Source organism: Limnohabitans curvus (assembly GCF_003063475.1).
Taxonomy (GTDB): Bacteria; Pseudomonadota; Gammaproteobacteria; order Burkholderiales; family Burkholderiaceae_C; genus Limnohabitans; species Limnohabitans curvus.
Genome location: NZ_NESP01000002.1, coordinates 121,547 through 147,118 on the forward strand (window position 1 = coordinate 121,547; position 25,572 = coordinate 147,118).

Sequence of the window (25,572 nt, forward strand, 5' to 3'; positions counted from 1 at the left end):
GATGAATATTGAGCGCAAAAAGAAAAGAGGGTGGCGCGCAAATTTGTTGTGGTTTGCAGATGCAGCTAAGAAAGAGCTTTCGTACTTACAAGACGGGCTATTGATAACAGCTGAAGGTGCCGATGGGGTTGTCCGTATTGAAGCGTTGGGCGCTTATCAAGAGGTTCGACAAAAGTATTGCGATGTGAGTGTGACGCATTGGCCAGATCGTTGCATAGCCCCTGGCTTTATTGATTTGCATGTTCATTATTCTCAAACGGACGTGATTGCATCGCCTGCACAAGGGCTTCTTCCCTGGTTGGAGCAGTACACATTTCCGCATGAGAAGAGGTTCTCTGAGATTGATTACGCGAGTTCGGTTGCTCGATATTTCTTAGATGAATTGCAAAGAAACGGAGTAACAACGGCGCTTTGTTTTGCGACTTCACATGTTGAGTCGGTTGACGCATTGATGCAAGAAGCTCAAGCGAGAAGACTTCGAATGATTACGGGGAAGGTTTTGCAAGACCGATTCAGTCCGGATGGGTTACGAGATGTAGATACTGCTCAGAGCTTGCAACAAACACAAAGTTTGATTGAGAAGTGGCATAAGAAAGACCGGCTTGGATATGCCATCACCCCTCGATTTGCGCCGACTAGTTCAGAACGACAACTACGCGGGTGCGGGGAGTTGGCGCAACAATATCCGGATGTGTGGGTACAGTCCCACGCGGCTGAAAACAAAGACGAGATCCGATGGGTAAAGGAGCTCTATCCAAAAGCGCGCAGTTACATAGATGTCTACGATCAAGTTGGTTTGTTGAGACAACGAGCTATTTATGCGCACTGTGTGCACATAGATGGGGAAGATCGTGACCGATTGGCTGACGTTGGGGCGTCAATTGCCTGTAGTCCTACCAGTAACTTATTTCTTGGTAGTGGTTTTTTCGATTTCGCGGGTGCAGACGAGGCGGGTGTGAAGTATGGTCTAGCGAGCGATGTCGGTGGGGGAACAAGCTTCTCGCCATTTGTCACCATGCATGCGGCTTATACCGTAGCTCTCCAAGATGCTGGGCGAAGAAGTCATAGTTTGTCCCCTCATGACTTGTGGTGGATGCACACAGCAGGAGCAGCCCAATGCTTAGGATTGGAGGGCATTGTTGGGAATTTATTGCCAGGGTGTGAAGCGGATTTCGTTGTTATAAATCCATCGGCAACGGAGTTGCTGAAACGGCGGACCACTCAAGCCGAGTCTTTAGAGGAATGGTTGTTCGCGATGATTGTTTTAGGTGATGATCGACTGATCTCTCGCACGGTTATCCAAGGCGATGATTACGCAAAGGTGGGGCAGGCCTATTGGCCAGAGATATAGAGATGATCTCTGAAGAATATGTCATGAATTTTGTGTAGAAGGGAGCTGCATTTTGAGAGGCCATTGTTCCTGCTAGAGCCCAACTACTTTATTACGACATGCAACAGAGTCAATCTCCGTGTCCTCACACCTAGTAGATGCAACTTCCCATTGAAGCTCTCGATGTAGCCGTTTTGCATGGGGCGTCCTGGTTGAGTCAAGATATGCCTCACACCATGCGCCGTTGCCCAAGCCATAAAAGCTTGGCTCGCGAACTCAGGGCCGTTGTCTGTTCGTACTGCTAACGGGTAGCCTCTGAAGATCGCCGCTTGGTCCAGCAAACGAGTCACGTACTGGTCTGAATGCCATAGTCCACCGCAATGTCTACGCACTCATGACTGAAGTCATCGGCCACTGTTAGGCATTTGATCCTGCGACCGTTGGACAAGCTATCTGAGACAAAGTCCATGTTCCAAACCTCGTTGACGGTTTGCGCCAATTGCATTGGCACACGTTCATTCAATGGGCGCATGTCCTTACATCTAGTAGAGTAAGCGTCTAGCAAACACATCTTGCATGTGAACGGTTTTGATGTAGACAGCATTTAAACTGTAAACTTATTGTCTGTGTCGAGAGTTTTAACTGCCATGAGTACCAAGCAAACCGTTCTTGATCGGGAGTTGTTTGCACAAGCTCTGCGCCATATGGGTGAACAAGATCTGCTCTATCTCAACCGTATGGTTGTCGAACGGTTAAATCTGTTGGCTCAAGCCAAGAGTACTGTCCAACTGGCTCAATTCACCGAGGGTGACCGAGTCCACTTCACCACCGGCGATGGCATCACCAAATACGCTTTGGTTGTACGCCTCAACAAAAAGACAGCCAGCTTGCTCACAGATGACGGACAGAACTGGAAGGTCTCACCGCAGTTGTTGCGCAAGGCCAGTCCCGCTTGAGTTCTATTGCTCCAGTCGCTTAGCCGCACTCCCAGCTAGCAGGCTTCCAAATATGAGGCATCAACAAATCAATGTCGCTTGCCTTGTGTGTCGGTAGACGCGTCAGTACATCGCTCAGATACATGTACGGGTCTAACCCATTGAGCTTGGCCGATTGAATCAAGCTCGTGATCGCCGCAGCCCTTTGCCCCGCCATCAACGACCCCGCAAATAACCAATTCTTGCGCCCAGTCGCCCATGGCCGAATTTGCTGTTCATCATGGTTGTTGTCTATCGGCAAGTTCCCATCTTCAATGAACCGCGTCAACGCCACCCAGCGCTTGAGGCAGTAATCCATCGCCTTGGCCGACGCCGTTCCATCAGGCACCCTCTGACGCTGCGCCTTCAGCCACCGATGCAATTGATCCGCAATGGCGGCTGACTCGCTCTGCCTCACCTGCAGCCGCTTGTCCGCCGACTCATCCTTGACGCGTCGCTCAATTCCGTACAACTGACCCATCAAATCAAGCGCCGTTTGTGCCAAGCTGTTCTGGTTGGCCAGCAACAAGTCCATGAACTTACGCCGCGCATGCGCCATGCACCCCACTTCAGTTACGCCGCCTGCAAAACACGCTTTGTAGCCCCCGTAGTCATCACACACCAAGCTGCCTCGCCAGTTGCCTAAGAAGTTGCGCGCATGTTCACCAGACCTACCAGGCTGGAAGTCATACACCACCGCCTTCGTCTGCTCAAATACCCCAGCCGCATAAGCCCACAAATACGCCCTGTGCGTTTTACCCTTGCCAGGCGCGAGCATCGCCACAGGCGTCTCATCTGCATGCACCACTTGGCAATTCAGCACATGGCGTTTGAGCGCATCTGCCAAGGGTTGCAATCGCACCCCGCAAACCCCAACCCACGCCGCCAGCGTCGAACGAGGAATCGCTAACCCCGCACGACCAAATATCGCCTCTTGTCGGTACAGCGGCAAATGATCCGCATGCTTGGCCACCAACACATGGGCCAGCAACCCCGATGTGGGGATGCCTTTGTCAATCACCTCAGCCGCCACTGGCGCTTGAATCAATGTCTTGCAATGCAAGCACGCCCATTTGCCACGAACATGACGCTCCACCGTGAACTGCCCAGGCTCGTAATCCAGTTTCTCACTCACGTCCTCACCAATACGCTTGAGTTCACAACTACACCCGCACATCGTGTTCTCTGGCTCATGGTGTCGCTCCACGCGAGGCAGATTCGCAGGCAACGCCGCACGCTTTGGCTTGGACTTCTCACTCGAGGCTTGTGTTGTTGGCACAGCTGACGCCTTGAGCTCGTCGAGTTCTGCCTCAATCGCCGCTAAATCAGCGCTCACAGCCTCTTCGAACAAATGCTGTTGATCCACATTGAGCCGCTCGCTCTTGACACCAAATTGCACGCGCTTGAGCTGCGCCATCTCAAACGTCAGTTTCTCAATCTTGGCATCGCGCCAATTGATCTCAGCATCTCGCTTAACAATTTCAGCTTCACGCTTGGCGATTTCAATTGCTTGCTGATGAATTTGATGCGCATTACGCTCAATGCGTTGCAGCAACTGCTCAACAATGCTGCGTGTCGCATCGTCGAGTTTGGCCAGTTCTATTGCTGCAATCATGAGAGTCAAGTCTGCCAGCCAAGCACCTCCTTGACCATCGGCATATCCACCAATTGCCGTGCATCTCACAAACCAACATCATGCCCTCACAGCAAATCTATCGCACCTTCAATGCGCTGCCATGGCAACCCCACAACCAGTGCATCAAGCTGCACCCGACTCAGCCCTCGCGTCTGACTACCCTCATCTTGTGCCCACACAAATTTACCCTTGTGCAGCCGACGCGCCGCCAACCAAATCCCAACCCCGTCATGCACCAACACCTTGAGCCGATTGGCGCGACGGTTGCTAAACACATACGCCGTGTGCGGCTTGGCCGAACCAAATACACCCACCACACGCGCCAATCGCGCTATCCATTCCCGCACGCATGTCCAGTGGCTGCACCGCCAGCCACATTGCATCTATTCGGATCATGTCAGCAACTGCCCCAGCATCGTGGCACATGCGTTTGCCGCGTCCACTGGCCATTTCATAGAAATGCGCGATTTGCCTCGCGTCACCTCAATTTCTATAAAACCACTTGGTAACACATCATGGCTAGCAGGCCCTTGCATCACAGCGCTTGGCTCCATGGCAATTGCTACAAATTGAGCTTTGACGCTCAATATGCTTGGCCCAACCAATGCCAGCCTCGTATTCATCCAGCCATCGATGCACCATGTTGGCATTTAACCCATGATTCAACGCAATCCCAGCAATACTTGCCCCAGCTCGGCTGCATTCGGCTACAACTCGCGCTTTAAGGCTGGGTTCGTAAAACGTCTTAGGCGCTCTCTGTTTTATCGTGAGCGAGCTGCCCACCGTGTCCACTGTTTTGTTCATCGTGGACACTGTGCCTGTCTATTCCCTGTTCAACAATATGACTTCACCAGCCGCTTACCTAGTAGACGCACATTACCATGTTCAATGACTTGTAGTAGCCGCTGGAGAGAGAGGGCCCGGATGTATCGATGAGTTCGTAGTTGACGCCGATCATCGACTGCGTTGATGTCCAAGTTAAGCCACTAACCCACCCCAAATTTATATGAATCTTCGAATTGGACATATTCCATAATTCAGTGCTTGTAGGCAACCGCCAGCCGTACCATTTGCAGTATGTATAGGCATTGCTCCAGCCGCGTAATTCCCAAAGGGGCCGCATCCAAGTCAATCCGCCATATTTGAAATAGTCCATCACGACGCAAACGATATTCACGGAGTTGACGTTGGATGTCACGCCAGCACCGCTGCTGGAGTTATTGACGACGGAGCATGTTTGTCCAGTGGGTTGAGTTCCGACAGTTACATTGAAGCTACCGTTAAAAGCAACAGGTGTGGGGAAAATGAAGTTACCGTTTGATGTGACTATCAACGCATCAGCGCCATTGTTGTGCAAGGTGACTTGTTGTCCGTTAGCTAAGCCAGAGACGCTGCCTGCAATCGTATAAGTGTTGGTTGAGCAAACGATATTCACGGAGTTGACGTTGGATGTCACGCCAGCACCGCTGCTGGAGTTATTGACGACGGAGCATGTTTGTCCAGTGGGTTGAGTTCCGACAGTTACATTGAAGCTACCGTTAAAAGCAACAGGTGTGGGGAAAATGAAGTTACCGTTTGATGTGACTATCAACGCATCAGCGCCATTGTTGTGCAAGGTGACTTGTTGTCCGTTAGCTAAGCCAGAGATGTTTCCAGTGATTACGTACGTTGTATTGTTAGATTCATTGCCCCCACCGCAAGCGGTAAGCATTAGTGCAAACACAGATAATAAACATAAGGACTTGGGTGCGATGAATTCCTGAAATCTTACAAGAAATGGCATGAAGAACCTTTGTGAGCACCTAGCAGACACATTTATTAATGAAACACATTGAACTACAAAAGTGTAAATATATAATTCTATTGCATGAATTTGGTACGAGGTTTAACAGTTATTGATACCATGTAAACCTTTTTGGATCGCAATCTGCTTTAGCAAGTCCTATGTCGCATGGGTAAACAAGATCTGCTTCATCACAACTAATATCTGCGGTATCGAAACCATCCTGGTCGCCAGGATTAATAAAGATAGGTGACTCTTGGATTGCTCATCGGCAAATTGTGCGGTCTTCATATCCGTGATACGCCAGAATTAGCGAACCTACTGCCTTGGTAGGTGTGGCTGGGGCGTCTCGCCACCTTTTAAATTGCGCAACCAGGCTGCACTACGCACTCTAGAAGTGTGAATGCCGCTAATTTTGATCGCCTAAGACAAAAGGCCGCATATAGCGGCCCTTTCATTTGATGCATCTGGAAGAAATCTTCAGCTTGTTAGCGCCCAGAGCACATATCCCAATTTACTTCTACGAGACTAATATAGCACAATAGACCACATTAATTAATACAAGGCCGCGGATATGAATGAAATGCACTATAGGCTAGCTCTAGACCTCGGTTCCACATCCCTTGGCTGGGCCATGGTCAGGCTTAATGCAGAAAACCAACCCTGCGCCATCATCAAAGCTGGTGTTCGCATTTTTAGCGATGGTCGTAACCCCAAAGACGGGTCATCACTTGCAGTGACTCGGCGCGAAGCACGCGCCATGCGCCGCCGCCGCGATAGGCTGCTCAAGCGCAAAGCGCGCATGATGAAAACTCTCATCGCGCACGGCTTCTTTCCGCAAGACGAAGAAGATCGCAAACTACTTGAACGTTCTGACCCATTCGCACTGCGCGCCAAGGGGCTTGACCAAGCACTAAGGCCCGATGAGTTTGCGCGTGCGATATTTCACATCAACCAAAGACGCGGTTTTAAAAGCAACCGCAAAACTGACAAAAAAGAAAACGACAGCGGAGCATTAAAAACGGCCATCAGCCAATTGCGCCAAGCGATGCAAGCAACCCAATGCCGCACCGTGGGGGAATGGCTCAATATGCGTCACCAATCAGGTCTATCGGTACGCGCACGCTATCGCCAACACATGGTGCAGCGCGAAGATGGCAAAACCAAAACTGAAATGCGTTACGACCTCTACATTGATCGCGCAATGATCGAAGGCGAGTTTGATGCACTTTGGCAAAAACAATCCCAACTCAACCCCAAGCTGTTTACCGAAACGGCGCGTGCAGAACTTAAAGACTGCTTGCTGCACCAACGCCCACTCAAACCAGTTAAGCCTGGCCGATGCACGCTCATGCCCGAAGAAGAGCGCGCGCCATTGGAACTGCCTAGCCAGCAACGCTTTCGTATTTACCAAGAGGTCAACAATCTGCGCTTGTTGAAAGAAGGTCTGAGTGAGCAAGCCCTCACGCTAGAGCAACGCAACCAAATCATTCAAGCACTTGAAGGCAATACGAAGCGAACATTCACACAGATCAAAAAACTCATTGGGTTTTCGGGTGGCTTTAACCTTGAAGATGGAAAACGCACAGAGCTCAAAGGCAACAGCACGAGTGCAATGCTAAGCAAGAAAAATTTGTTTGGTCCTGCATGGTTTGAGCTGAGTGAAGATCAACAAGACCGCATCGTGATGCAGCTTGTCAAAGAAGAAAACGAAGCCACTCTGGTGCGTTGGTTGCAAGAAAATACGGGCATCGACGAGGCCACAGCAGAACGCGTGGCAAACACCAACTTAGCAGAAGGCTACGGCAGCCTTTGCGCCAATGCACTGCAAAAAATATTGCCTGCACTCAAAGCCGAGGTCATCACCTATGACAAAGCTGTGCTGACTGCTGGCTTTGACCACCATAGCAACATCAGTCATGCCAGCACAGGCGAAATACTGCCTTGTTTGCCCTACTACGGCGAATACTTGCAACGCCATGTTGGCTTTGGCACTGGCAAGCCCGAAGACACACCAGAAAAGCGTTACGGCAAGATTGCCAACCCCACCGTACACATTGGGCTAAATCAAATTCGCACGGTGGTGAACGCCTTGATCAAACGCTACGGCCAACTGAGTGTGTACATGCGCTTTTGCACCAGCCATACGCAAATGCAAACCTATTGCCAGCGTGTAGAACAAGCACTGCCGCTAGGTGGGCAAGTGAACATTTTTCAAATGACCGATAAGCAATACGAACGCATCATTAGCTTTCAGGGCCGCAAGGCCATGCCTGCGAAAAAGACGCCAGATCAGTTTGATTTGTTTTGAATCAGCCGGTTTCTTGAACGCTAAAAAGCAAATAACCCCTTGTAAAACAAGAGGTCACGTGCTGTCTAGTTTAGACGATTGGGATATGTGCTCTAGCCGGAACTTGGCTAAATGTGCCCATCCCCTCGAAAAGGTAAAACGAGCGATTACTCCTAAAAACAACCCGAGGAGTCATGAGGAGCTAAGGCGCAATTGTTGTTGTTCGGAAATAACTTGATAACCCATCGCTCGGTAACCCCGCTGTCGCTTTTCCCACATCCTGTAGAGTTGAGGATGATCCGGTTCAACGTAATCGTAAATCAAGATGTCGCTCTTGTTTGCCTGGTCACGATGTAGCCGTCCAACGTATTGCTGTAGCGTTCCGGCCCATGAGATCGGCAGCGTCAGAATAAGCGTGTCCAACGGTGCATGATCGAAACCCTCGCCGACCAGTTGTGCGCTGGCCAACAATATGTGCGGGGCGTCCTGCGGTAAATCCGCCAGTGCCTTGATGATGGTCTGGCGTTCCTTTGCCTTCATGCGCCCGTGCAACATGAAGCATGGGTAGCCGACATTCCCAATTGCGTGTGCAACAGGTCAAGGTGTTCCGTTCTCTTGGTCAGTAGCAGCACCTTGCGCCCGTTTTCCAGGGCATTGGTCGCGTCGGCGACGATGCGTGTATTTCGATCATTGTCCTCAGCAAATAGCCGAATAACCTCTTGGATACTGGCGTTCAGTGGAACAGACGGAGTCGGAAGAGGCTGGACCCGAACCAATAGCTGATCAGGGACGTGTGCCGGGCGTTTTGCAATATGCCTGACGGGACCTGACTGCATGAAGATGATTGGATGATGCCCATTGCTGCGAACGGGTGTGGCGCTGAGCCCGAGAATGAAGCGTGCGCTGGCTTGCTTCAAAACTGCTTCGAATGTTTCTGCGGTTAGATGATGCGCCTCATCAATGATCACCTGTCCGTATTAGCTGAACAGTTCGGGCAAATTGTCGCGGCGCGCCAAGCTTTGAATAAGGGTGGCTCAAAAAACGCACGGGCCTATCCCCGCATGCGCGGGGGAACCTGGTCTTGTCGCCGCAGTCGAAGAGCATTCAAGGGCCTATCCCCGCATGCGCGGGGGAACCGTGGCTTGTCAGCGGGTCAGTCCAGCGTGCGAAGGCCTATCCCCGCATGCGCGGGGGAACCCTGAAAGTCCAAACCCGCTCCGGCTCAATCTTGGGCCTATCCCCGCATGCGCGGGGGAACCACAGACATTCGGCGCGAACAGCTAAGAAAATGGGGCCTATCCCCGCATGCGCGGGGGAACCTTCCCCGATAGAGAGTCGCTGTTCTCCGCTGTGGGCCTATCCCCGCATGCGCGGGGGAACCGACTCCGCATGCAAATAAAACCAGTCGCCCCAGGGCCTATCCCCGCATGCGCGGGGGAACCCGTCACCCTTCTTCCAATGTTCTTCGAGCTATGGGCCTATCCCCGCATGCGCGGGGGAACCGAGGTTCGAAAAATGATTAGTCCAATCACGCAGGGCCTATCCCCGCATGCGCGGGGGAACCCATCGAATTGCCTTGCGCTCGAAGTTGGTGAAGGGCCTATCCCCGCATGCGCGGGGGAACCATAAATCTTGCGCTTTGATCGGTGTCTCTTCTGGGCCTATCCCCGCATGCGCGGGGGAACCAGGCTTCTTCGATTTCTGGCCTGCAACTTCGTGGGCCTATCCCCGCATGCGCGGGGGAACCCTGCGACAAGAGAACAGGGCGCAGGCTTCTTCGGGCCTATCCCCGCATGCGCGGGGGAACCCCAAACAGGGCGAGCGGCTAACAACGGGACAGGGGCCTATCCCCGCATGCGCGGGGGAACCCTTCTAATTCAGTGGTACGGCTAGTGGGGGCAGGGCCTATCCCCGCATGCGCGGGGGAACCGCTGGATCGCACTTTTGCGCTCTGTTCTTAGCGGGCCTATCCCCGCATGCGCGGGGGAACCCGACGATGCGCTTTCGACACCAATTTGTCCTTGGGCCTATCCCCGCATGCGCGGGGGAACCATAGGCTCATTGATCGAAGCGTGCATAAACGTGGGCCTATCCCCGCATGCGCGGGGGAACCTCTTGATCATAAGTCCTTGATCCAGAAAAGAATTCCAATGTTCACATCCAATTTTTAAAGAGCAAAATTCAACCGCCCGCACGTGCGATCCACATGCCATCTATTTCAATCAAAGTTTTGGCTGGCGTCCCCAAATTCGCCAAACCAACACCTCCCGTCGCCTCCCTTTCGCGCCAAATCATGACAATGCTGCCGCGTGGTTCTGTGGTGTGCCATTCCGTCATCACACGCCACACACGCTCGCGCACGCCTTTGCTCATGCGTGGGCTGACATAGGTGCACGGCGCCACCTCCAACATCACAGATGCCAGGAAACCACGAAAGCGGTCGGCCACATCACGTGTCACTATCGTCACCAGCGCCATGCGCCACCTCGTCCATGCGTAATACTTGTTTGATGCGGTCAATCATGGATGGAATGACCGACTCTTTACGGAAAACACGGGCCGCTTCACGGCGCACAACGCGGTCCATAACTTCCCCAGATTTTTCGCTCTGCTTTACCGCCATGAATGCAATCGCAAGCGTGATTTGGTCACGGTACAAGTCCGCAACATCCAGCACAAAAGCTTGTCCTGAATCTTCGTGAATAAAACCAAGCTGAGGAATCGCAGCAACGGCTTGAACGGCAATGGCCGCAGCGGCTTGCACCGCTGTCGCAGCGTGATTGATGGCTTGGTTGGGCAAATCATCTGCATCGGGGTTGGCACGGTCAAAGCGTCGGCCATGCCACTGAATGCCAAACTTTTCAGCCATCAGACGATAGGTGGCCTTGACACGACTTCCCTCAATGCCTCGCAACGTGTCCAGATCTCGATGGGGCAACACTTCACCGAGCCGTAGCGCATACATGTGGCGTGCCACACTGATGCGCCGTCTTGGGCTGCCCCACAACTCTGCCTGCCTGCGCGCAACGTCTGACCTGTCGGGCATCATGGGCGGCGCGGTGTAGCTGCGCACACCATCCACACCCACTGCGGCCATCAAGGTGCCGTGTCTGGCCAGCAAACGCAATGCATCATGCGTGACACTGCTGCCCGGCCCAAGCAAGATCATGGACACGGCTTGATGGGGAATCTGGTCGAAGCTAGGCGTCAATGAGTCCTTGCCACGCGCAAAGTGCAGGCAGCCATTGATGACGCACAACTCACCACGCTCCAGCCAAATCAAGCCATGCCTATCAGCATGCGGCACTCGCGCTGTTTCAAGACCTAAGCGCCCTTTCAACATGGTCAGCTCTAGGTTGCGGCAGCGGGTTTGAGCAAGAGCATGCCAAACCCAAACGCACGGTGTCGACCAATGCCGCGTGCCACCAACGCGGCAAAAGCCGCACTGTCACGCACACGCAGCACACCCGTGAACACCGCATCAGGGCCTTGCACTGGCCGTTTGGGACGAGCACCTTCGGCTTGTGGTGCAGCACTGCGCACCACAGCGCTGAGACTGAACTCGGTCATGCGCACTTCATGCAAATCGGCAACGTCTTCAAACTGCCGCTTGAGCCAATCGGCATAGACAGCCTCTCGCGATAACACCGCATCGGGCATGCGTTGCGCCGCCGACAAAAATGCATCCAGTTCTTTGTCTTCTTTGCGCACCACAGGTCGCACGCGTACTTCGAACGACAACAATTGCCCGGCCTTCCAGCTGGTGGGGAATGGGCGGATGAGCAATCCGGGGGACTGTGGCGTGGCATCCAAGCCTAACATGTCAGCCACTTCGGGCGTGGTCATCGCCACCGCCAAACGGATGGCTTCGGCCTGTTTGGTGTAGGCCAACAAACCTTGGCCAGAGCGGAAACTGAATGGCTGCGGAGCCAAGTCTGCAAATGCGGCTCTGAGTACCGCATGAAACGCGTAGCCCAAGTCACCCTGCCCACGGTCTGGAATCAAACCCTGCCGCTGTGCCCATGGCAACAAACGGTCGAGCTTGGGGCGCAAATGAATCAAATGAAAGTCTTCGCTCATGCGGCCTCCTGCTCTGTGATGCTGTGCGGCTTTAGAAGCAACACGCCCTCGCGCACAGGCCGCCAGCCACCATGCACACCGCTGGTCCAGTTACGTTCGTCGCACACGTCCAGCGTTCTGTCTTGCTGATCGGGCAAGCGGCCTTCGCCGTCTGGCCACTGGGCACGAACGTTGTGCGATAAAGCGGGCACGGCCAACTGCAAGGCGCTCAAAATGTTGTCAGCCTCCATCAAACCTGCCATCAGGCGGTCTGTGGGCAAACAGTTCTTGCGACCCACAAACAACGGGCGAGCGGGCTTGTCCAGTGCAGTAGCCAAATCGTCCAAGGTGGGGGCCTCTTCGGCAGGCTTCAGGCGCAGGGCAACGAGGACATTCATGTCTGCGTGGTAATGGCGGTAACGTTGGAGCGTCAAGCCCCTTCGGCCATCAGGCATAGGCGAATAGCTTGGGCTTTTTTTCCTGCCTTCTGCCTTGCCGTGCGTTGTCCACCCTGCGTCATCTTCATAGATCAATGCTGTTTGGTAATCCTCTAGCCTTTCTCCAGAAGCATCCAACCTTGCACCCATCACCATCCGCTCTTGCAGGCGGTTGTGCAGGGTGTCATCACCGCGGTCCCAGCCCAAGGCGTTGGCCATCAACCCCGTCACCATCGACAAAGCTGGAAAGTCACGGATGACACCGTAGTTATCGATCGTCTCGCCGCCAAACGCAATCAAAGGCGCTCGCAGTCGCAATAACAAATGCTGCACCATCTCAGGCACCTTGCGCAGCGCCGCTGACGATGCGGTTTTGCACCCACTGCGTCAGGTTCGCCAATGGCAAACGCTCAGCACTCGGCATTTGGCAATCGTCTACACACAGAAAGCGGCGTTCGCTGGGTGCGCCATAGGCGGTGTCGAGACGTTGCAGTTCGTTGGCTAATTGACCGACTGCGCGTTCACGAATCTTGTCGCCATCGGTGTCCAATGCATTTTGGAATGCGCCTGCGAGGCTGCGGGGTTGCCAATCACCTGCCTCGACCAACATCAGCTTGGCCCATTCAAAAGGGGCGGTACTGCCGCGCTTCGCACCGGGGCTGACCGTGGCGATCAAGTGCAATAAATGGTGTACCACCTTGGCAGCTAACTCACGTTGGTCAGCACCGATTTTGAAGCAGTCTTCGATCTTCACGCCTTCAAGGTTGGCCACTAATTGCGGCACGTCCACCACCACATAGCCGTAGTACAGGCCTGAGGCCAGTTCAGTGTCGAAGATGCCAGCAGAGCTTTGCTCACCCGATTCACGTAATAGATCGTCCACTACGGTGAAGTAGTCGTTTTCTACCTGTGCCTCGTGCACCGTGAAAGCATGTGTCACATACACCGCAGCATCACGGCTGGTCAGCACATCCGATGTGACCATGCGGCCAAACAATGCAGACTCCAAGCCACTGCCATGCTTGATCATGGTTTCAATATTTTTCTTTTCGTCTTTTTCCTTCAACCATGCGGCTACCGCCTCTTTCAGGGCGTTGGTCTCGGTGTGCTCTTTTCCTAGCGCCACACATTTGCCGATGAGGTAATCGCGTTCGGCTTTGCCGAGCAAAACAGCCTGCCCTGTGCTCAATGCGTCTTCATCTTGCGGGCTTTTGCCAGCTTTGTCCAAAAGCCCAGCATTGCGCATGCCCTCAATAGCGGCCTGCGCCAAGGCTTCATTCATGCCTTGTTCAATCATCATGTCGCGCATTTGTCGGGGCAGCTCACGCGAACGAATGGCCATTGGCACACCTAAGCTGGACAAAGAAAACACGTCATCCGCCACGCGCCAATGACGCTTCAGACACTGCGAAGAAATGCGAGTGCGAATGGCGTTGCCATAGGGCAAGCGCTTGGCCAAACCGGCATCGTCACGATTGAGAAGCGCAGCAGGGTAGTTGTGCAGGGTATGGATTTGAATGAAACGAGGCAATGTGGTCATGATGCGTGTTCTTTTTGAAATGGATAAAAAGTCTGTTTACTTGGTTCGAGCAATAGCGCTGAAATAATCGCCAGCAATGCGAAGGCGAAGCGTTTCCGCTATTTCTTTCTCAGCAACCTCTTGTGCATCGTTTTTGCGAATGAGTTCGCTCAGGGCGTACCAATTGGGCTTGACCTGCTTGCTGGCCAACAGACGTAGCAAACGAGGAACAATTTGCAAAAACGCATCGCCACGTGAGGCCAGTAATTTGGTAACACGTGGTTCCGACACGCCTGCTTCGGCCATCTGTTTTCCAAGCGAGCCCTTGCCATGCCCGGCCAATGCCATGCCGTGTGCAATCAACGCCCAGCGCCTCCATGTAGATGGTCGCCATGTGTCAGGTGACAAACCAGCATCAATCAGCGCACGCGACAATGCTGCAATTTGGTGTGGACGTAATGCACCAGGATCAAGCCGCGCCAATGCGGCGCGCGTACCCGGATCGGCACGGTCGATGAACCCCACAAGCTTGCCAAGCGAAAAGTCACTAGCCGCTGCGGGTTCTGGCGCAGACGGCTGCACCTCGGATTCTGAAAGTTCAAGCATGGTCATGTGTCTCCTCTTCGGGTGATGTGGATATGGTTTGTTTATTGGATTTCAGGGCATGGGCAAGTGCAGGCAATTTGTTGCCGTGCATCATTGAGCGCAAACGCCCAAGTGCTGCGGATTGCGCGCGATACCGCAGTTGGCCACTGCGCGGGCCTGCGGTGAAAGCGGATTGCAGAATTGACTCAGCATGGTCAGCCAATGTCAACAACCATTGATGACGAACCATCTCGCGGTCTTCAGCTTCAATTTCTTCGATCAGTTCAGGAAAGAACTGCGCATCGCATTGCGCCTCAAAAGGCTGTGCAAATAGACTGGCACGATCTTTCACCGCGTCACTGGCATCTTTGTCTTTTCCACTTTCGTCCCTCGCACCATTTCCGAACAAAACTGTCAAAGCAGCCCAGAGCATTTTTCTCACCTCCGCAATTGCAGCGATGCGGTCGTTCGCCAATTTGGCCAACTCGTCAGTGCTTTGGGTCAGGAATGCTTTGCGAACGGTTCTGGAAACAAGAATGCACCGCTCGTGGTAACCCTCGGTCTTGCCTCGTCCTCTGGCTACTCCTTGGGCAAGCAGATACACCCCCTCTGTGTCATCGCTGGGTAACCAGATTTGCGCCGTCGGCTTGGTGAACTTTTTTCCCAGCAAAAGCTCTGTCGCCAACTTGTAGTCAAAGCCACGGCTTCCAATCGTCAACGCTTTAGATGCTGCACCATCCACAGGCATCCACGGGTCTCCTGTGATGCCGTTGAGTTCTTTAGCTGCAATTCTTTGCGCTTTGCTGCCTGTGACAAATGCATTGAGCTTGTCAGCGGTATTGATCAATCGAACACGCCGACAAATTTCTATATACCAAGGATCAAGACTTGCAAACGATAGGCTGTCGCTGCCATCCCATGAAATCAACCAAACCAAGGCGAAACCATTAACGCTCGAAAACCCAAACGTCTCAACGAGTTCATCTCGGGTTCTAGCAACTGCAACAAGATCACGGCACCATCGCGCGCCCCAACTGCCACGTGGATGCACACCGACACCACATCTGCTTGCGAAGCCTCCATTCATTCGCGAAGTGCCGTAGTTTCCAGCCCCCAAGAATCCTTCTTGGGTTTGCAGGCTAATTAATGCATACACCCACTCTTCAGGGGTACTGTGCGACATTCGCGCCGCCTTCAAATCATGATTCTTTGAAGTCACCAGCATGTCTAGCTCGTCTGCGGCTACCAAGCAGTTTTTCCAGCTATTGATGCTTCTACTTGGCTCTGCGGCTTGCATAAAAGCAGGGCTGTTCACCGGACTTACCAAACACCAAGCGGCACCATCCGGATCATCGGGCGTGAGAGCCAGCAACGCCGCACGCCACTCGACAGCAGTAGCAAATGGCTCTGCACGTTCAGATTGATGTAGAGCGATAGCAGCCAGCTGCACCAAAAACGCATGCCATGGATGGCGTTGGTGGGGACGCAGCGCGGGGAAGTCACGCACCTGGTCTTGCGCCATCGCTACGAATAATTCAGGCAAGGTCGTTGCTACGCGCTCGCCCGTATCGGTTCGACGGTAATGCAGCCGCCGCTCATCAAGCAGATTGCCAAACAGCGTTTGCGCAACATCAGATCCCCTGATCTTTGTGGTCATGGATTTGCTCCGTTCATGTCGTCGGTGATTCGTTCCAGCCCCAGGCGGCTGTAGCGGTAGGCGCTTGCGCCCAAGATGAAGATGAAGCTGCCATCAATGCCGATAGCCTTAACCATTGGCTGTGTGTCCGGTGACTCACCTTTGGGCCATAAGTGATGTCGCATGGGTAAGTGCTGTATCACTTGCCCAAATGGCCCCGACTGCGGTGGATCAAAGGTCAATATGTAATCGGCAGCGCCTAGGCGACTGGTTACCTTTTGCTCTCCATCCAAAAACACCAGTGCGTTACCTGCTTCATCTTCAAAACGCTTGTCGAAGGGCAGGCGATGAATTGCTGCCACGCCTTTTTTTGCTTGCAATTCGCCTTCTACGCTTTGCCCATGCGCTGCCCAATCCGAACCCAGTTCTTTTTCAATTTCAGTCAACACTTCGGGATGCGTCGCCCGCTCCACCAACTCCCGGTTGTCCTGAGGAATGGTGTGACTTGCTGCACCATTGATGAGTCGCCGAGTGGCCTCCAAAATACGCAAATCCATGTAGATACCCCCGCCGTTGTGAAATCTGCCTAAACCATGACGTGATTTCTTGAGGCAACTTTCAAGGTTGGGACCCGTAGGCACCAGCACCACGGTTTGGGCTTGTTTGTAGTTTTCGGGGCGCTCTTCAGGCTTTCGGACATGTCGGTGTAATCGCCCCACACGTTGCAGCAACACATCCATGGGGCACAGGTCGGTTATCAACAAGTCCGCATCGATGTCTAAGCTTTGTTCAAGCGTTTGTGTGCCCACCACGATGCAGGCTTGCAATGGCTTGGTGCGTTGCTTGCCAATTTGCTGCTCAACCGCTTTATCCAACAAAGGGCGGTCTTCTCGGCTGTAGCGGCTGTGGTGCACCGTCGCTATGCCATTGAGGTTGAACAAGGCATCTTGCAAACCGTTTTGCTGCGCCATGCTTTCGATGGCCCGAAAAGTGGCTAATGCCGTGGGCACGGTGTTGCGAATGACCAGCACTTTGGCCCCTTGCTTCGCAGCTTCTATGGCCAAGGCGGCGATGACTTCTGGGCTTTCTATGCAGTCTTTGACTTGCCAATGCACGCGCTTGCTTAGCCCTGAGTCAGGCAATCTGTCAGTGTTTTCGCCATCGGTAATTGCGGGATAAGGCAAGTTGATCGCTTGTGCCAATGTAGGCATGGGGACATTGGGCGATAGGAGCTGCTGGTAGCGGTGGCGGGCGCTTGAGCCAAGCGTGGCCGACAACAACAAGGCATGGCCACCTGCATTCAAATGTGCTTTGAGCAAATGCGCCAACAGTGTGGCCATGTAGGCGTCGGAAGCATGAACCTCATCGACCACCAACAGGCTGCGTGAGAGCAAACTGTGGCGCATGTGTGCATGCCTCACTTGCAATGCGCCCAGCAGCGCTTGGTCAATGGTGCCGACCGCCAATGGCGCAGCCAAAAATCGTTTACTCGATTCCGCAGCCCAACGGCTGTGCGCTTTTTGTTCATCGGGTTTGTCTGCCCAGAGCACTTCAAAGTCGGGAAGTTTTTGGACGCTTTGGCCATCGGCGCATTCGTAGCCTGTCAATGCTCGCACCACTAGGGGCGGCTCTTGCCCTGTGTCCCGCCACATATTCGAGGCAAATTGCCGTGTCCGTTCGTAGAGTTGTGTTGCTGCCACGCGTGTGGGCAATGCGAAGTACAAGCCATCCACTTTCCCTGCTTGGAATAGCTTTGCGAAGCGCCATAGAGCGGCTTCTGTTTTGCCGCTACCCGTTTCTGACTCCAGGATCAGTAGCGGCCCCAAATCGGGTTCAGCCATCTTCGATTGAATGGGGCGTGGCGAAGGCACGTTGAATGCGGATGAGAAATCGGGTGCACTGGGCAGTACGTTTCTCCACTGCTTGGAATCGAAGCCAATTGTTTGAATCGCCTCACGGGCACGTTGCCATACCCATTGGTTGCGATCTTCATCAGCTTCGGCATAATGGAAGAAATCGGTATCCGATCCCAGCCAGTCGGCAAATTGCACCAAGCCGGCAAACAAATGAGCGAACTCTGCGCTGTCAGGTAAGGCTGGTCCAGCTTCAAATGCTGAAGGGAACCATTTCTTTAAACATTGGCCAATGTCTCTCAATGTGGCCTGCGGGTCATAAACCAATTGACCGTCACAAACCACCGATCGCCAAATTTTCCGATCTATCAGACAGGACTCTTCCACTGGGCGTCCGTGATGGCTGATGGATGCACGCCACAGACTCAAACATGCAGTACCCCATGCGCCCATTTCATCTACTGGCAACTGGGCGATCAGCTTCTCATCCCCGAAAATACACAGGGCTTCATTGGTATGCCCTGCTGATGCAGGCCAGCCTTGTGGTGTAGATCGATCCGTTTGCGACCAACGCTTGGCTTGAAAACCTGCATTCGCCTTACCTACATCGTGTAGAAAAGCCAACACAGTCAAACGCATCATGTCAATATCAGTTAACTCCCGCCCAGCCGTTCGAGTCAAAGCGCTGCGCGCACCATTTGTTTGCACGGCCGCCGAAAAACAGGCGGCCACATCGAGCATATGTGCTGTCAAAGGGTGACTTTCCCCTTGCTTCTTTAACTTACCCCAAGCCGTCGACAAATAACAAACCATTACGCTCAGACATGTAGTTTTTTCTATTTATATTAGAAATAAATTATCATTCAAATGTATTATACAAGATGCTCTTATATTGAGTCACAGCGCACGACTCTGTTTCCATGGGCTAACTCAACGTACGCGTGGATCAATGTTCTGCAATATGACTAACCGGACGCTTAAAGCAATGACATTAGAGTTAACAACTCTTTGGCATTGATGAGTGAATGAAACTGAATCCCCCATTTCTCTACGAGCGGTCGGGCAGGTGATGCTGGAGGAGGCGTCTCAGAAAACGGGAGAAATCGTACGCTATAACCAGATTGAGGCCACCGGCCCGTTAGCTCTGCACTTACCTGCGGTCGCGGATTTCACCCAGGCGGTTGAAGAATACGGAACCGGCCAGCGCGTTGTGCGGTTCGCCCTTGCTCAGCACGGCATGCACGCGGCGACGCAACTCAACCCTTTGCATCCATTCCGTGATGAACAACGTGCGCTCGGGTTCTGATGAACCAGGCGTTCGATGTGTTCGCGAGCATGTGGCGCGAGTTCGGCTTGACGGGCGACTGCGCAGCCAAGCCTGCCAAGGTCATCTTGCCGTTGCATCGGCGTTTGTGCAGCTCGTCGAGGTGTCGGCGCTGCGCCGGTGGCGCAGCGAATCGAGGACGTTGCTGGTCTCCACGATGTCCTTGTCGGTCTGCAAGGCCAGCTCGGTCGTGGCATGAACAGCTTGACGATAGTGCGTCAGGCCGAACGGCTCCATGCCAGATACGTGAGCAGATCAAGAGGTGTTCACGTCGGGCTTTCTCCCGCTCTGTATAGGCTAAATGTGCCCAACCCCTCGAAAAGGTAAAAGGAGCTAACTTTCCCTCTAAAGGATGAGCGATTTTCAGTCGGCAAAAGGTCCCCTTGCCCAGGCTGAGTGGCATTGCTCCAAAAAACTGAGTCGGCATACTGTGTAGCCAAGGCATCTAGATCAATGCCTTGCTCATCATCGCTGAACTCGAACGACCCGAACATGTTCACGTGCTGCCACGCCACCGGCGACATACCTTGGATGAACGCGATGGCATCCAGATCCCCTGCGACCACCTTCTGTTCGTACACCTTGGACAGTAAGGCGGTGTTGTAGTAGATGACCGCGTTGGCGATCAGCCGCGCACAATCGTTCCAAACCTGCTGCTCGGTTTCCGTCTGTACTTTGAATTTACCTCCATTGATGAATGACACTGCCCGACGGAAACGGTGATAGGCCTCGCCCCGATTGAGTGCTTTTTGTACGCTTTGACGCAGCTCGACATCGTCAATGAAATCAAGGATGTAGATGGTACGCAGGATGTTGTCCAATTCCCACAGGGCCTTTTTGGTGCTGTTTTGTCTGGCATAGCTGCTAAGTTTGCGCACCACCGTGGCCTGCGTCGTGTCCTTTTGTGCAAGGGAGGCCATGATGCGCTGGATATTGGGCCACTCGCTGATGATCAGATCCACGTTGACCCTATTGCTTGGTCGAATCAGCATGTCGGCAGGATACTGACTTGGTAGTTCGAACCCGACCAATGATGCAGTCTTCTTTTGCAAAGTCTTGTATCGCGGTGCAAAGCTGTAGCCGTGGACAAACAGGCTCCAAAAATTGACTTGGTTGGTTCCATGCGTATCGGTCGAGTGCCGCGTTGGCTTGATGTCCAACGTGTTGTTGTAGAGCAGATCAAATACGAAATGGCTCTCATGTTCGTGGGTGCCAATAATCTTGGCGTTGATGGGCACATGGTTGGCCACCACGGTGCAAGCGCTAACCCCCTTGTCCCAGCCGAAATACTTGGGCGAATAGCGGGAGTTGAAGGTGTTGATCTGGGTTTCAAACCGCTGACCATCGCTGCTGGAATGCAACTCATCACGAATGTTGAAGAGTTTGAAGGCCGGCAGCGCGGCCGTGGCATTGCTGATGGCATCATTGGCCGCATGCACAGTTTCCGGCCGCAAATAACTGCGGGCGGTGGCGATCAGGGATGCGTGGTTCAAGCCCGAGACTTCGGCCATTTTGCCCAGTCCCATGTTGGTGCCGTAGGCCACCACACAAGCTAGGATCTCGCGCAGGTCCGGAGGGTTCTTAACGGAGCGATTCAAAATATGCTCGAAGGGGTCGTCTCAGAAAACGGAAAAAATCGTACGCTAAGCCGGTTGCAGGGGCCGTAGTGGCCTGAACTTGCCTGCACCGATCTTGGCGCTGCAGCGCCAGAGGTAATCGCCGGTCAGGTTGATGTGCTCCCAGCCGAGCGGCGACAGGTACCGCAACAGCGCGTCATCGACGGCATGGCCGTTGCTGCGCAGTCCGTGTGCTGCCCGCTCCAGATAGACCGTGTTCCATAGAACGATGGCCGCCGTCACCAGGTTGAGGCCGCTGGCCCGGTAGCGCTGCGGCTCGAAACTGCGGTCGCGGATTTCACCCAGGCGGTTGAAGAACACGGCGCGGGCCAGCGCATTGCGCGCCTCGCCCTTGTTCAGCCCGGCATGCACGCGGCGGCGCAGTTCGACGCTTTGCAGCCAGTCCAGAATGAACAGCGTGCGCTCGATGCGGCCCAGCTCGCGCAGGGCGACGGCAAGGCCGTTCTGGCGCGGGTAGCTGCCGAGCTTCCTGAGCATCAGTGAGGCCGTCACCGTGCCTTGCTTGATCGAGGTGGCCAACCGCAGAATTTCATCCCAATGGGTGCGGACGTGCTTGATGTTGATCGTGCCGCCGATCATCGGTTTCAATGCGTCATAGACCACATCGCCCTTCGGAATGTAGAGCTTGGTGTCGCCCAGGTCGCGGATGCGCGGCGCGAAGCGGAATCCCAGGAGGTGCATCAGGGCGAAGACGTGATCGGTGAAGCCCGCCGTGTCGGTGTAGTGCTCCTCGATCCGCAGGTCGGACTCGTGGTACAGCAGGCCGTCGAGCACATAGGTCGAGTCGCGCACGCCGACGTTCACTACCTTGGTGTGGAACGGCGCATACTGGTCGGAGATGTGGGTGTAGAACGCCCGGCCAGGGCTGCTACCGTATTTCGGGTTGATGTGGCCGGTGCTCTCCGCCTGGCTGCCGGTGCGGAAGTTCTGGCCGTCCGACGATGACGTGGTGCCGTCACCCCAATGCCCGGCGAAGGGATGCTGGAACTGGGCGTTTACCAGTTCGGCCAGCGCCGTCGAATAGGTTTCGTCGCGGGTATGCCAGGCTTGCAGCCAGGCGAGCTTGGCGTAGGTCGTGCCGGGGCAGGACTCCGCCATCTTGGTCAGGCCCAGGTTGATCACGTCAGCTAGGATCGTGGTCAGCAGCAGGTTCTTGTCCTTGGCCAGGTCACCCGACTTCAGGTGCGCGAAGTGCCGGGTGAAGCCCGTCCATTCGTCGACCTCCAGCAGCAATTCGGTGATCTTGACGTGCGGCAGGATCATAGCGGTCTGGTCGATCAGGGCTTGCGCGGTATCGGGCACCGCCGCATCGAGCGGTGTGATTTTCAGGCCCGACTCCGTGATGATGGCGTCCGGCAGCTCGTTGGCCTGTGCCATGCGGTTGACGGTGGCGAGCTGCGTTTCCAGCAGCGTCAGCCGGTCATGCAGGTACTGGTCGCAGTCGGTGGCCACGGCCAGCGGCAATTCACTGGTTTGTTTGAGGCTGGCGAATTTCGCGGGCGGCACCAGGTAGTCCTCGAAGTCCTTGAACTGGCGTGAGCCTTGTACCCAAATGTCGCCGGAGCGCAGCGCGTTCTTCATCTGCGACAGGGCACACAGTTCGTAGTAACGCCGGTCGATGCCGGTGTCGGTCATGACCAGTTTCTGCCAGCGCGGCTTGATAAAGTCGGTCGGCGCGTCCGCAGGCACCTTGCGGGCGTTGTCGGTGTTCATCCCGCGCAGCACCTCGATGGCATCAAGCACCTCCTTGGCTGCGGGCGCAGCCCGCAGCTTGAGTACGGCGAGAAATTCTGGTGCGTACCGGCGCAGCGTGGCGTAGCTCTCGCCGATGCGGTGCAGAAAATCGAAGTCCTCGAGCTGCGCGAGCTTCTGCGCCTCGGTCACGCTCTCGGCGAAGGCATCCCAGGACATGACGGCTTCGATGGCGGCGAACGGATCGCGGCCCGCTTGCTTGGCCTCGATCAGCGCCTGGCCTATACGGCCGAACAGCCGCACCTTGGTGTTGATCGCCTTGCCGGATGCCTGGAACTGCTGCTGGTGCCTCTTCTTGGCATCATTGAACAGCTTGCCCAGGATGCGGTCATGCAGGTCGATGACTTCGTCGGTGACGGTGGCCATGCCCTCGATGGCGAGCGCCACCAGCGTTGCGTAACGCCGCTGCGTCTCGAACTTGGCCAGGTCGGCAGGCGTCATTTGGCCGCCCTCCCGGGCGATCTTGAGCAACCGGTTTTGATGAACCAGGCGCTCGATGCCGGAAGGCAGGTCGAGTGCCTGCCACGCTCTCAGGCGTTCGATGTGTTCCAGCATGTGGCGCGAATTCGGCTTGACGGGCGACTGGCGTAGCCAGGCCAGCCAGGTCGTTTTGCCGTTGTCCCGACGCTTGAGCAGGTCATCGAGGCGACGACGATGTGCGTCCGTCAGCGGTTCGGCCAAGGCGTCGTAGATGCGACGCGGTTTGCGCGGGTAATCGCCTCGGCGCAGACGCGCTCCACAACATCAAGCGTCGGCAAGATGATGTGCCGGTGGCGTAGCGAGTCGAGGACGCTGCTGGCCAGCACCATGCCCTTGTCGGTCTGCAAGGCCAGCTCGGTCGTGGCATGAACAGCCTGCCGATAGTGCGCCAGGCCGAACGGCTCCATGCCCAGATACGTGCGCAGTTCAAGCAGGTGCTCACGCCGGGTTTCCTCTCGCTCGGCATACTGTGGCCAGCATGCAGGGTCGAGCCGCAGTTGCCGTGCTATCCATTGCAGCAGGGGCATCGGCACGGCAGCATCGGGCAGCAGGCCCTGACCGGGGAAGCGCAGTAAGCACAACTGCACCGCGACACCCAAGCGGTTGGCTTCGCCGCGCCGCTGTCGGATCAGTGACAGGTCAGGTTCGCTGAACGTGTAGTGCCGGATGAGTTCGTCTTGGGTATCGGGTAACGCCAGCAGGCTTGTCCGCTCGGCGGCGGACAGAATGGAGCGGCGGGGCATGGTTAGTCGTCCGTTCTCAGGTATTGGTAGAGGGTTTCGCGGCTAATGCCGAACTCGCGGGCGAGCTTGGCCTTCTGCTCGCCGGCAGCGACTCGTCGGCGTAGTTCGACGACCCGCTGCCGGCGAGCAGCCGTTCCAACTCGGGCCGCTGGGTGTCCTTGCCCGACGCCTTGTCGGTGAACAGCCGTTCCACCAAAACATGCTCACGTTGCCGTTCCGGGTTCTGGTCAAAGCTGCTGACGCGGACGTAACCGATGCGCTGACCTTGCAAAGAATAGCAACAATGCCGCACTCCAACAGCATCGTCAGAATTTGAATGCGATGATTAATTTGGCCAATATCACTTTCGGAAAGACGATTCCAGATCAATGCCGACGTGAGATTTCTCATCTCTATAACGCGGGCAGGTATACACAGGCCCAACTGGCTGCTGCGTACGGCATCAGCCAATCTGCCGTGAGCAAGATCATCAACGGCCAAATCCCCGCACCCATCGGCGGCGTGAACCCTCAAGGTATTGCGGCTAACGCAGCATAACCAGGATCGGCACGGGCAAGTTCAGGTCACTACGGCCCCTGCAACCGGCTTAACGTACGATTTTTTCCGTTTTCTGAGACGCCCCCTAGGAGTAATCGCTCGTTTTACCTTTTCGAGGGGATGGGCACATTTAGCCAACTTGAAGTAAGCAAACAACTCTCTTTTGTCAAGTCTAGACGATTGGGATATGTGCTCTAGCCGGAACCGCCAAGCGAATACCGACGAAGATTTCAGCCGATCTACCTAAGATAATCTGAATTATCTTAGGCTCAAATTTCAGCATCAATTCGGCTCTTCGCCGCTAATCTTGAGGCCTCCTTTTTATCTCGGCAAGCCGAGATGCACCTTGATTGCGTCTTCGACGGCCAGCAGATCGGCCTTTACCAGACTTCCCAATTGGTTTTTTAGTCTCGCTTTGTCTGCAGCCATGATTTGGTCCGCCATGGCTTTGCTGGCTTGCCCTGCAATGGCCACAACAGCTTCGCCTGGGTAGGTCTTGCCTGTGTTGCTTGTCAGTGGCACAACCACCACTCTGGCCAGGTTTCGGTTTGCGGCATCGTTGCTGACGATGATCGCTGGGCGGGTCTTCTTGATTTCTGTACCCACCGATGGATCAAACTCAACCCACCAGACTTCACCGCGCTTCATTGGCCATGTCCTTAGCGAGTGCGTTGGTCCATTCCATAGCTTCGGCTTCACGGGCCTGGTCTTGGGCCATGGCCTTGTATCCGTCATCCAGTGACTTGCCCAGGACGTGAGGGCGCAACAAGTCTTCGATGAATTGGCTCATCTTCCGCTTGCCAATGGTGCGCCACAGCCCTTCGTAGACCGCCTCATCCAGCGTGATCGTCATCTTCTTGTGCATGATTGCTCCTTGAATACGTTATACGTATACATTGTAGGCTCAGATGCCCAAAGAAAGCAAGCCCATATCACTGCGCTCGCTTCCAAGAGCCTCAGCGGGTTAGACGTGCTTTAAATTTCGTTTTCTACAGCG

At 54.5% G+C, this 25,572-nt stretch carries 20 protein-coding genes, 7 pseudogenes and 1 CRISPR repeat array; of the genes and pseudogenes, 4 read left to right on the plus strand and 23 right to left on the minus strand.

From position 1 onward, the window contains the following. The first annotated feature begins 1 nt into the window (after position 1). Positions 2 to 1,351, plus strand: coding sequence for a guanine deaminase (gene guaD, locus B9Z44_RS14835; RefSeq protein ID WP_108403035.1), 1,350 nt, complete (start codon positions 2 to 4; stop codon positions 1,349 to 1,351). 143 nt (positions 1,352 to 1,494) lie between these two features. On the opposite strand, the pseudogene B9Z44_RS14840 reads toward guaD, so the two are convergent. Continuing rightward, positions 1,495 to 1,874, minus strand: a pseudogene (locus tag B9Z44_RS14840) (DDE-type integrase/transposase/recombinase); the annotation flags it as partial. 103 nt (positions 1,875 to 1,977) lie between these two features. On the opposite strand from B9Z44_RS14840, the gene B9Z44_RS14845 reads away from it, so the two are divergent. Further along, entirely contained in the window at positions 1,978 to 2,286 is a 309-nt protein-coding gene (locus B9Z44_RS14845) for a hypothetical protein (protein ID WP_108403036.1), read from the plus strand. Positions 2,287 to 2,305: 19 nt separating this feature from the next. On the opposite strand, the gene tnpC is transcribed toward B9Z44_RS14845, so the two are convergent. From tnpC to B9Z44_RS15120, 4 genes are all read right to left on the minus strand, one after another. Further along, positions 2,306 to 3,901 (minus strand): IS66 family transposase, encoded by a 1,596-nt coding sequence (gene tnpC, locus B9Z44_RS14850; RefSeq protein ID WP_425437207.1) that lies wholly within the window; start codon positions 3,899 to 3,901, stop codon positions 2,306 to 2,308. A 104-nt stretch (positions 3,902 to 4,005) separates the two neighbouring features. Beyond that, complete coding sequence (gene tnpB, locus B9Z44_RS14855; RefSeq protein ID WP_170108526.1) at positions 4,006 to 4,287, minus strand: IS66 family insertion sequence element accessory protein TnpB; 282 nt, start codon at positions 4,285 to 4,287, stop codon at positions 4,006 to 4,008. A 172-nt stretch (positions 4,288 to 4,459) separates the two neighbouring features. Continuing rightward, on the minus strand, positions 4,460 to 4,744 hold the full coding sequence (locus B9Z44_RS15505) for a transposase (protein WP_108403038.1): 285 nt from the start codon (positions 4,742 to 4,744) through the stop codon (positions 4,460 to 4,462). A gap of 58 nt (positions 4,745 to 4,802) precedes the next feature. Then, positions 4,803 to 5,555, minus strand: coding sequence for a hypothetical protein (locus B9Z44_RS15120; RefSeq protein WP_211308727.1), 753 nt, complete (start codon positions 5,553 to 5,555; stop codon positions 4,803 to 4,805). Positions 5,556 to 6,297: 742 nt separating this feature from the next. Between B9Z44_RS15120 and cas9 the strand changes: the two genes are divergently transcribed. Next, entirely contained in the window at positions 6,298 to 8,034 is a 1,737-nt protein-coding gene (gene cas9 / locus B9Z44_RS15390) for a type II CRISPR RNA-guided endonuclease Cas9 (protein ID WP_108403039.1), read from the plus strand. A 171-nt stretch (positions 8,035 to 8,205) separates the two neighbouring features. On the opposite strand, the gene B9Z44_RS15295 is transcribed toward cas9, so the two are convergent. The 16 genes and pseudogenes from B9Z44_RS15295 to B9Z44_RS15515 all read right to left on the minus strand — a co-directional run. Beyond that, positions 8,206 to 8,553 (minus strand): hypothetical protein, encoded by a 348-nt coding sequence (locus tag B9Z44_RS15295; RefSeq protein ID WP_211308728.1) that lies wholly within the window; start codon positions 8,551 to 8,553, stop codon positions 8,206 to 8,208. Continuing rightward, a complete protein-coding gene (locus tag B9Z44_RS15300; protein WP_211308729.1) occupies positions 8,550 to 8,981 on the minus strand; it encodes a DEAD/DEAH box helicase in 432 nt (143 codons plus the stop codon). Before B9Z44_RS15300 ends, B9Z44_RS15295 begins: the two co-directional genes overlap by 4 nt. A gap of 79 nt (positions 8,982 to 9,060) precedes the next feature. Next, a CRISPR array of direct repeats spans positions 9,061 to 10,126; the repeat unit is 29 nt; unit sequence GGGCCTATCCCCGCATGCGCGGGGGAACC. Positions 10,127 to 10,194: 68 nt separating this feature from the next. Then, on the minus strand, positions 10,195 to 10,491 hold the full coding sequence (cas2e, locus tag B9Z44_RS14875; RefSeq protein WP_108403040.1) for a type I-E CRISPR-associated endoribonuclease Cas2e: 297 nt from the start codon (positions 10,489 to 10,491) through the stop codon (positions 10,195 to 10,197). After that, on the minus strand, positions 10,463 to 11,356 hold the full coding sequence (cas1e, locus tag B9Z44_RS14880) for a type I-E CRISPR-associated endonuclease Cas1e (RefSeq protein WP_108403041.1): 894 nt from the start codon (positions 11,354 to 11,356) through the stop codon (positions 10,463 to 10,465). The genes cas2e and cas1e overlap by 29 nt, the downstream gene beginning before the upstream one ends. An 8-nt stretch (positions 11,357 to 11,364) precedes the next feature. Next, positions 11,365 to 12,093, minus strand: a complete 729-nt coding sequence (gene cas6e, locus B9Z44_RS14885; protein WP_108403042.1) for a type I-E CRISPR-associated protein Cas6/Cse3/CasE — start codon at positions 12,091 to 12,093, stop codon at positions 11,365 to 11,367. Then, positions 12,090 to 12,845 (minus strand): type I-E CRISPR-associated protein Cas5/CasD, encoded by a 756-nt coding sequence (gene cas5e / locus B9Z44_RS14890; protein WP_108403043.1) that lies wholly within the window; start codon positions 12,843 to 12,845, stop codon positions 12,090 to 12,092. Before cas5e ends, cas6e begins: the two co-directional genes overlap by 4 nt. 1 nt (position 12,846) lies before the next feature. Next, entirely contained in the window at positions 12,847 to 14,049 is a 1,203-nt protein-coding gene (gene cas7e / locus B9Z44_RS14895; RefSeq protein ID WP_108403044.1) for a type I-E CRISPR-associated protein Cas7/Cse4/CasC, read from the minus strand. 36 nt (positions 14,050 to 14,085) lie between these two features. Next, the gene (gene casB / locus B9Z44_RS14900) at positions 14,086 to 14,634 is read right to left on the minus strand and encodes a type I-E CRISPR-associated protein Cse2/CasB (RefSeq protein WP_211308730.1); all 549 of its coding nucleotides are present in this window, start codon (positions 14,632 to 14,634) and stop codon (positions 14,086 to 14,088) included. Beyond that, positions 14,627 to 16,270, minus strand: a complete 1,644-nt coding sequence (locus B9Z44_RS14905) for a type I-E CRISPR-associated protein Cse1/CasA (RefSeq protein WP_211308731.1) — start codon at positions 16,268 to 16,270, stop codon at positions 14,627 to 14,629. The genes casB and B9Z44_RS14905 overlap by 8 nt, the downstream gene beginning before the upstream one ends. Beyond that, a complete protein-coding gene (locus tag B9Z44_RS14910; protein ID WP_108403046.1) occupies positions 16,267 to 18,915 on the minus strand; it encodes a CRISPR-associated helicase/endonuclease Cas3 in 2,649 nt (882 codons plus the stop codon). The genes B9Z44_RS14905 and B9Z44_RS14910 overlap by 4 nt, the downstream gene beginning before the upstream one ends. Positions 18,916 to 19,258: 343 nt before the next feature. Continuing rightward, positions 19,259 to 19,399 (minus strand): annotated as a pseudogene (locus B9Z44_RS14915) (Tn3 family transposase); the annotation flags it as partial. Positions 19,400 to 19,413: 14 nt separating this feature from the next. Continuing rightward, positions 19,414 to 19,721, minus strand: a pseudogene (locus B9Z44_RS15395) (DUF4158 domain-containing protein); the annotation flags it as partial. 91 nt (positions 19,722 to 19,812) lie between these two features. Beyond that, positions 19,813 to 21,036 (minus strand): annotated as a pseudogene (locus B9Z44_RS14925) (transposase); the annotation flags it as partial. Positions 21,037 to 21,069: 33 nt separating this feature from the next. Continuing rightward, positions 21,070 to 24,038: pseudogene (locus B9Z44_RS14930) on the minus strand (Tn3 family transposase). Between the two features lie 2 nt (positions 24,039 to 24,040). Beyond that, positions 24,041 to 24,100, minus strand: a pseudogene (locus B9Z44_RS15510) (helix-turn-helix domain-containing protein); the annotation flags it as partial. Positions 24,101 to 24,219: 119 nt separating this feature from the next. Further along, positions 24,220 to 24,330, minus strand: a pseudogene (locus B9Z44_RS15515) (hypothetical protein); the annotation flags it as partial. 29 nt (positions 24,331 to 24,359) lie between these two features. Here B9Z44_RS15515 and B9Z44_RS14940 point away from each other — a divergent pair. Then, a complete protein-coding gene (locus B9Z44_RS14940) occupies positions 24,360 to 24,575 on the plus strand; it encodes a helix-turn-helix domain-containing protein (RefSeq protein ID WP_108403047.1) in 216 nt (71 codons plus the stop codon). Positions 24,576 to 24,896: 321 nt separating this feature from the next. Here the strand turns inward: B9Z44_RS14940 and B9Z44_RS14945 are convergent, their stop codons facing one another. After that, complete coding sequence (locus B9Z44_RS14945; protein ID WP_108403048.1) at positions 24,897 to 25,223, minus strand: type II toxin-antitoxin system PemK/MazF family toxin; 327 nt, start codon at positions 25,221 to 25,223, stop codon at positions 24,897 to 24,899. Then, positions 25,210 to 25,440 carry an addiction module antitoxin gene (locus B9Z44_RS14950; protein ID WP_108403049.1) on the minus strand — a complete coding sequence of 77 codons (231 nt, stop codon included), beginning with the start codon at positions 25,438 to 25,440 and terminating at the stop codon, positions 25,210 to 25,212. The genes B9Z44_RS14945 and B9Z44_RS14950 overlap by 14 nt, the downstream gene beginning before the upstream one ends. Between the last annotated feature and the right edge of the window lie 132 nt (positions 25,441 to 25,572).

What these genes read in the sequence shown, in the direction of transcription:
- guaD (WP_108403035.1), top strand. Translation starts at nt 2, where the DNA reads ATGAATATTGAGCGCAAAAAGAAAAGAGGGTGGCGCGCAAATTTGTTG.
- B9Z44_RS14845 (WP_108403036.1), top strand. Translation starts at nt 1,978, where the DNA reads ATGAGTACCAAGCAAACCGTTCTTGATCGGGAGTTGTTTGCACAAGCT.
- B9Z44_RS15505 (WP_108403038.1), bottom strand. Translation starts at nt 4,744, where the DNA reads ATGAACAAAACAGTGGACACGGTGGGCAGCTCGCTCACGATAAAACAG.
- cas9 (WP_108403039.1), top strand. Translation starts at nt 6,298, where the DNA reads ATGAATGAAATGCACTATAGGCTAGCTCTAGACCTCGGTTCCACATCC.
- B9Z44_RS15295 (WP_211308728.1), bottom strand. Translation starts at nt 8,553, where the DNA reads ATGAAGGCAAAGGAACGCCAGACCATCATCAAGGCACTGGCGGATTTA.
- cas2e (WP_108403040.1), bottom strand. Translation starts at nt 10,491, where the DNA reads ATGGCGCTGGTGACGATAGTGACACGTGATGTGGCCGACCGCTTTCGT.
- cas1e (WP_108403041.1), bottom strand. Translation starts at nt 11,356, where the DNA reads ATGTTGAAAGGGCGCTTAGGTCTTGAAACAGCGCGAGTGCCGCATGCT.
- cas6e (WP_108403042.1), bottom strand. Translation starts at nt 12,093, where the DNA reads ATGAGCGAAGACTTTCATTTGATTCATTTGCGCCCCAAGCTCGACCGT.
- cas5e (WP_108403043.1), bottom strand. Translation starts at nt 12,845, where the DNA reads ATGGTGCAGCATTTGTTATTGCGACTGCGAGCGCCTTTGATTGCGTTT.
- cas7e (WP_108403044.1), bottom strand. Translation starts at nt 14,049, where the DNA reads ATGACCACATTGCCTCGTTTCATTCAAATCCATACCCTGCACAACTAC.
- casB (WP_211308730.1), bottom strand. Translation starts at nt 14,634, where the DNA reads ATGCTTGAACTTTCAGAATCCGAGGTGCAGCCGTCTGCGCCAGAACCC.
- B9Z44_RS14905 (WP_211308731.1), bottom strand. Translation starts at nt 16,270, where the DNA reads ATGACCACAAAGATCAGGGGATCTGATGTTGCGCAAACGCTGTTTGGC.
- B9Z44_RS14910 (WP_108403046.1), bottom strand. Translation starts at nt 18,915, where the DNA reads ATGGTTTGTTATTTGTCGACGGCTTGGGGTAAGTTAAAGAAGCAAGGG.
- B9Z44_RS14940 (WP_108403047.1), top strand. Translation starts at nt 24,360, where the DNA reads ATGATTAATTTGGCCAATATCACTTTCGGAAAGACGATTCCAGATCAA.
- B9Z44_RS14945 (WP_108403048.1), bottom strand. Translation starts at nt 25,223, where the DNA reads ATGAAGCGCGGTGAAGTCTGGTGGGTTGAGTTTGATCCATCGGTGGGT.
- B9Z44_RS14950 (WP_108403049.1), bottom strand. Translation starts at nt 25,440, where the DNA reads ATGCACAAGAAGATGACGATCACGCTGGATGAGGCGGTCTACGAAGGG.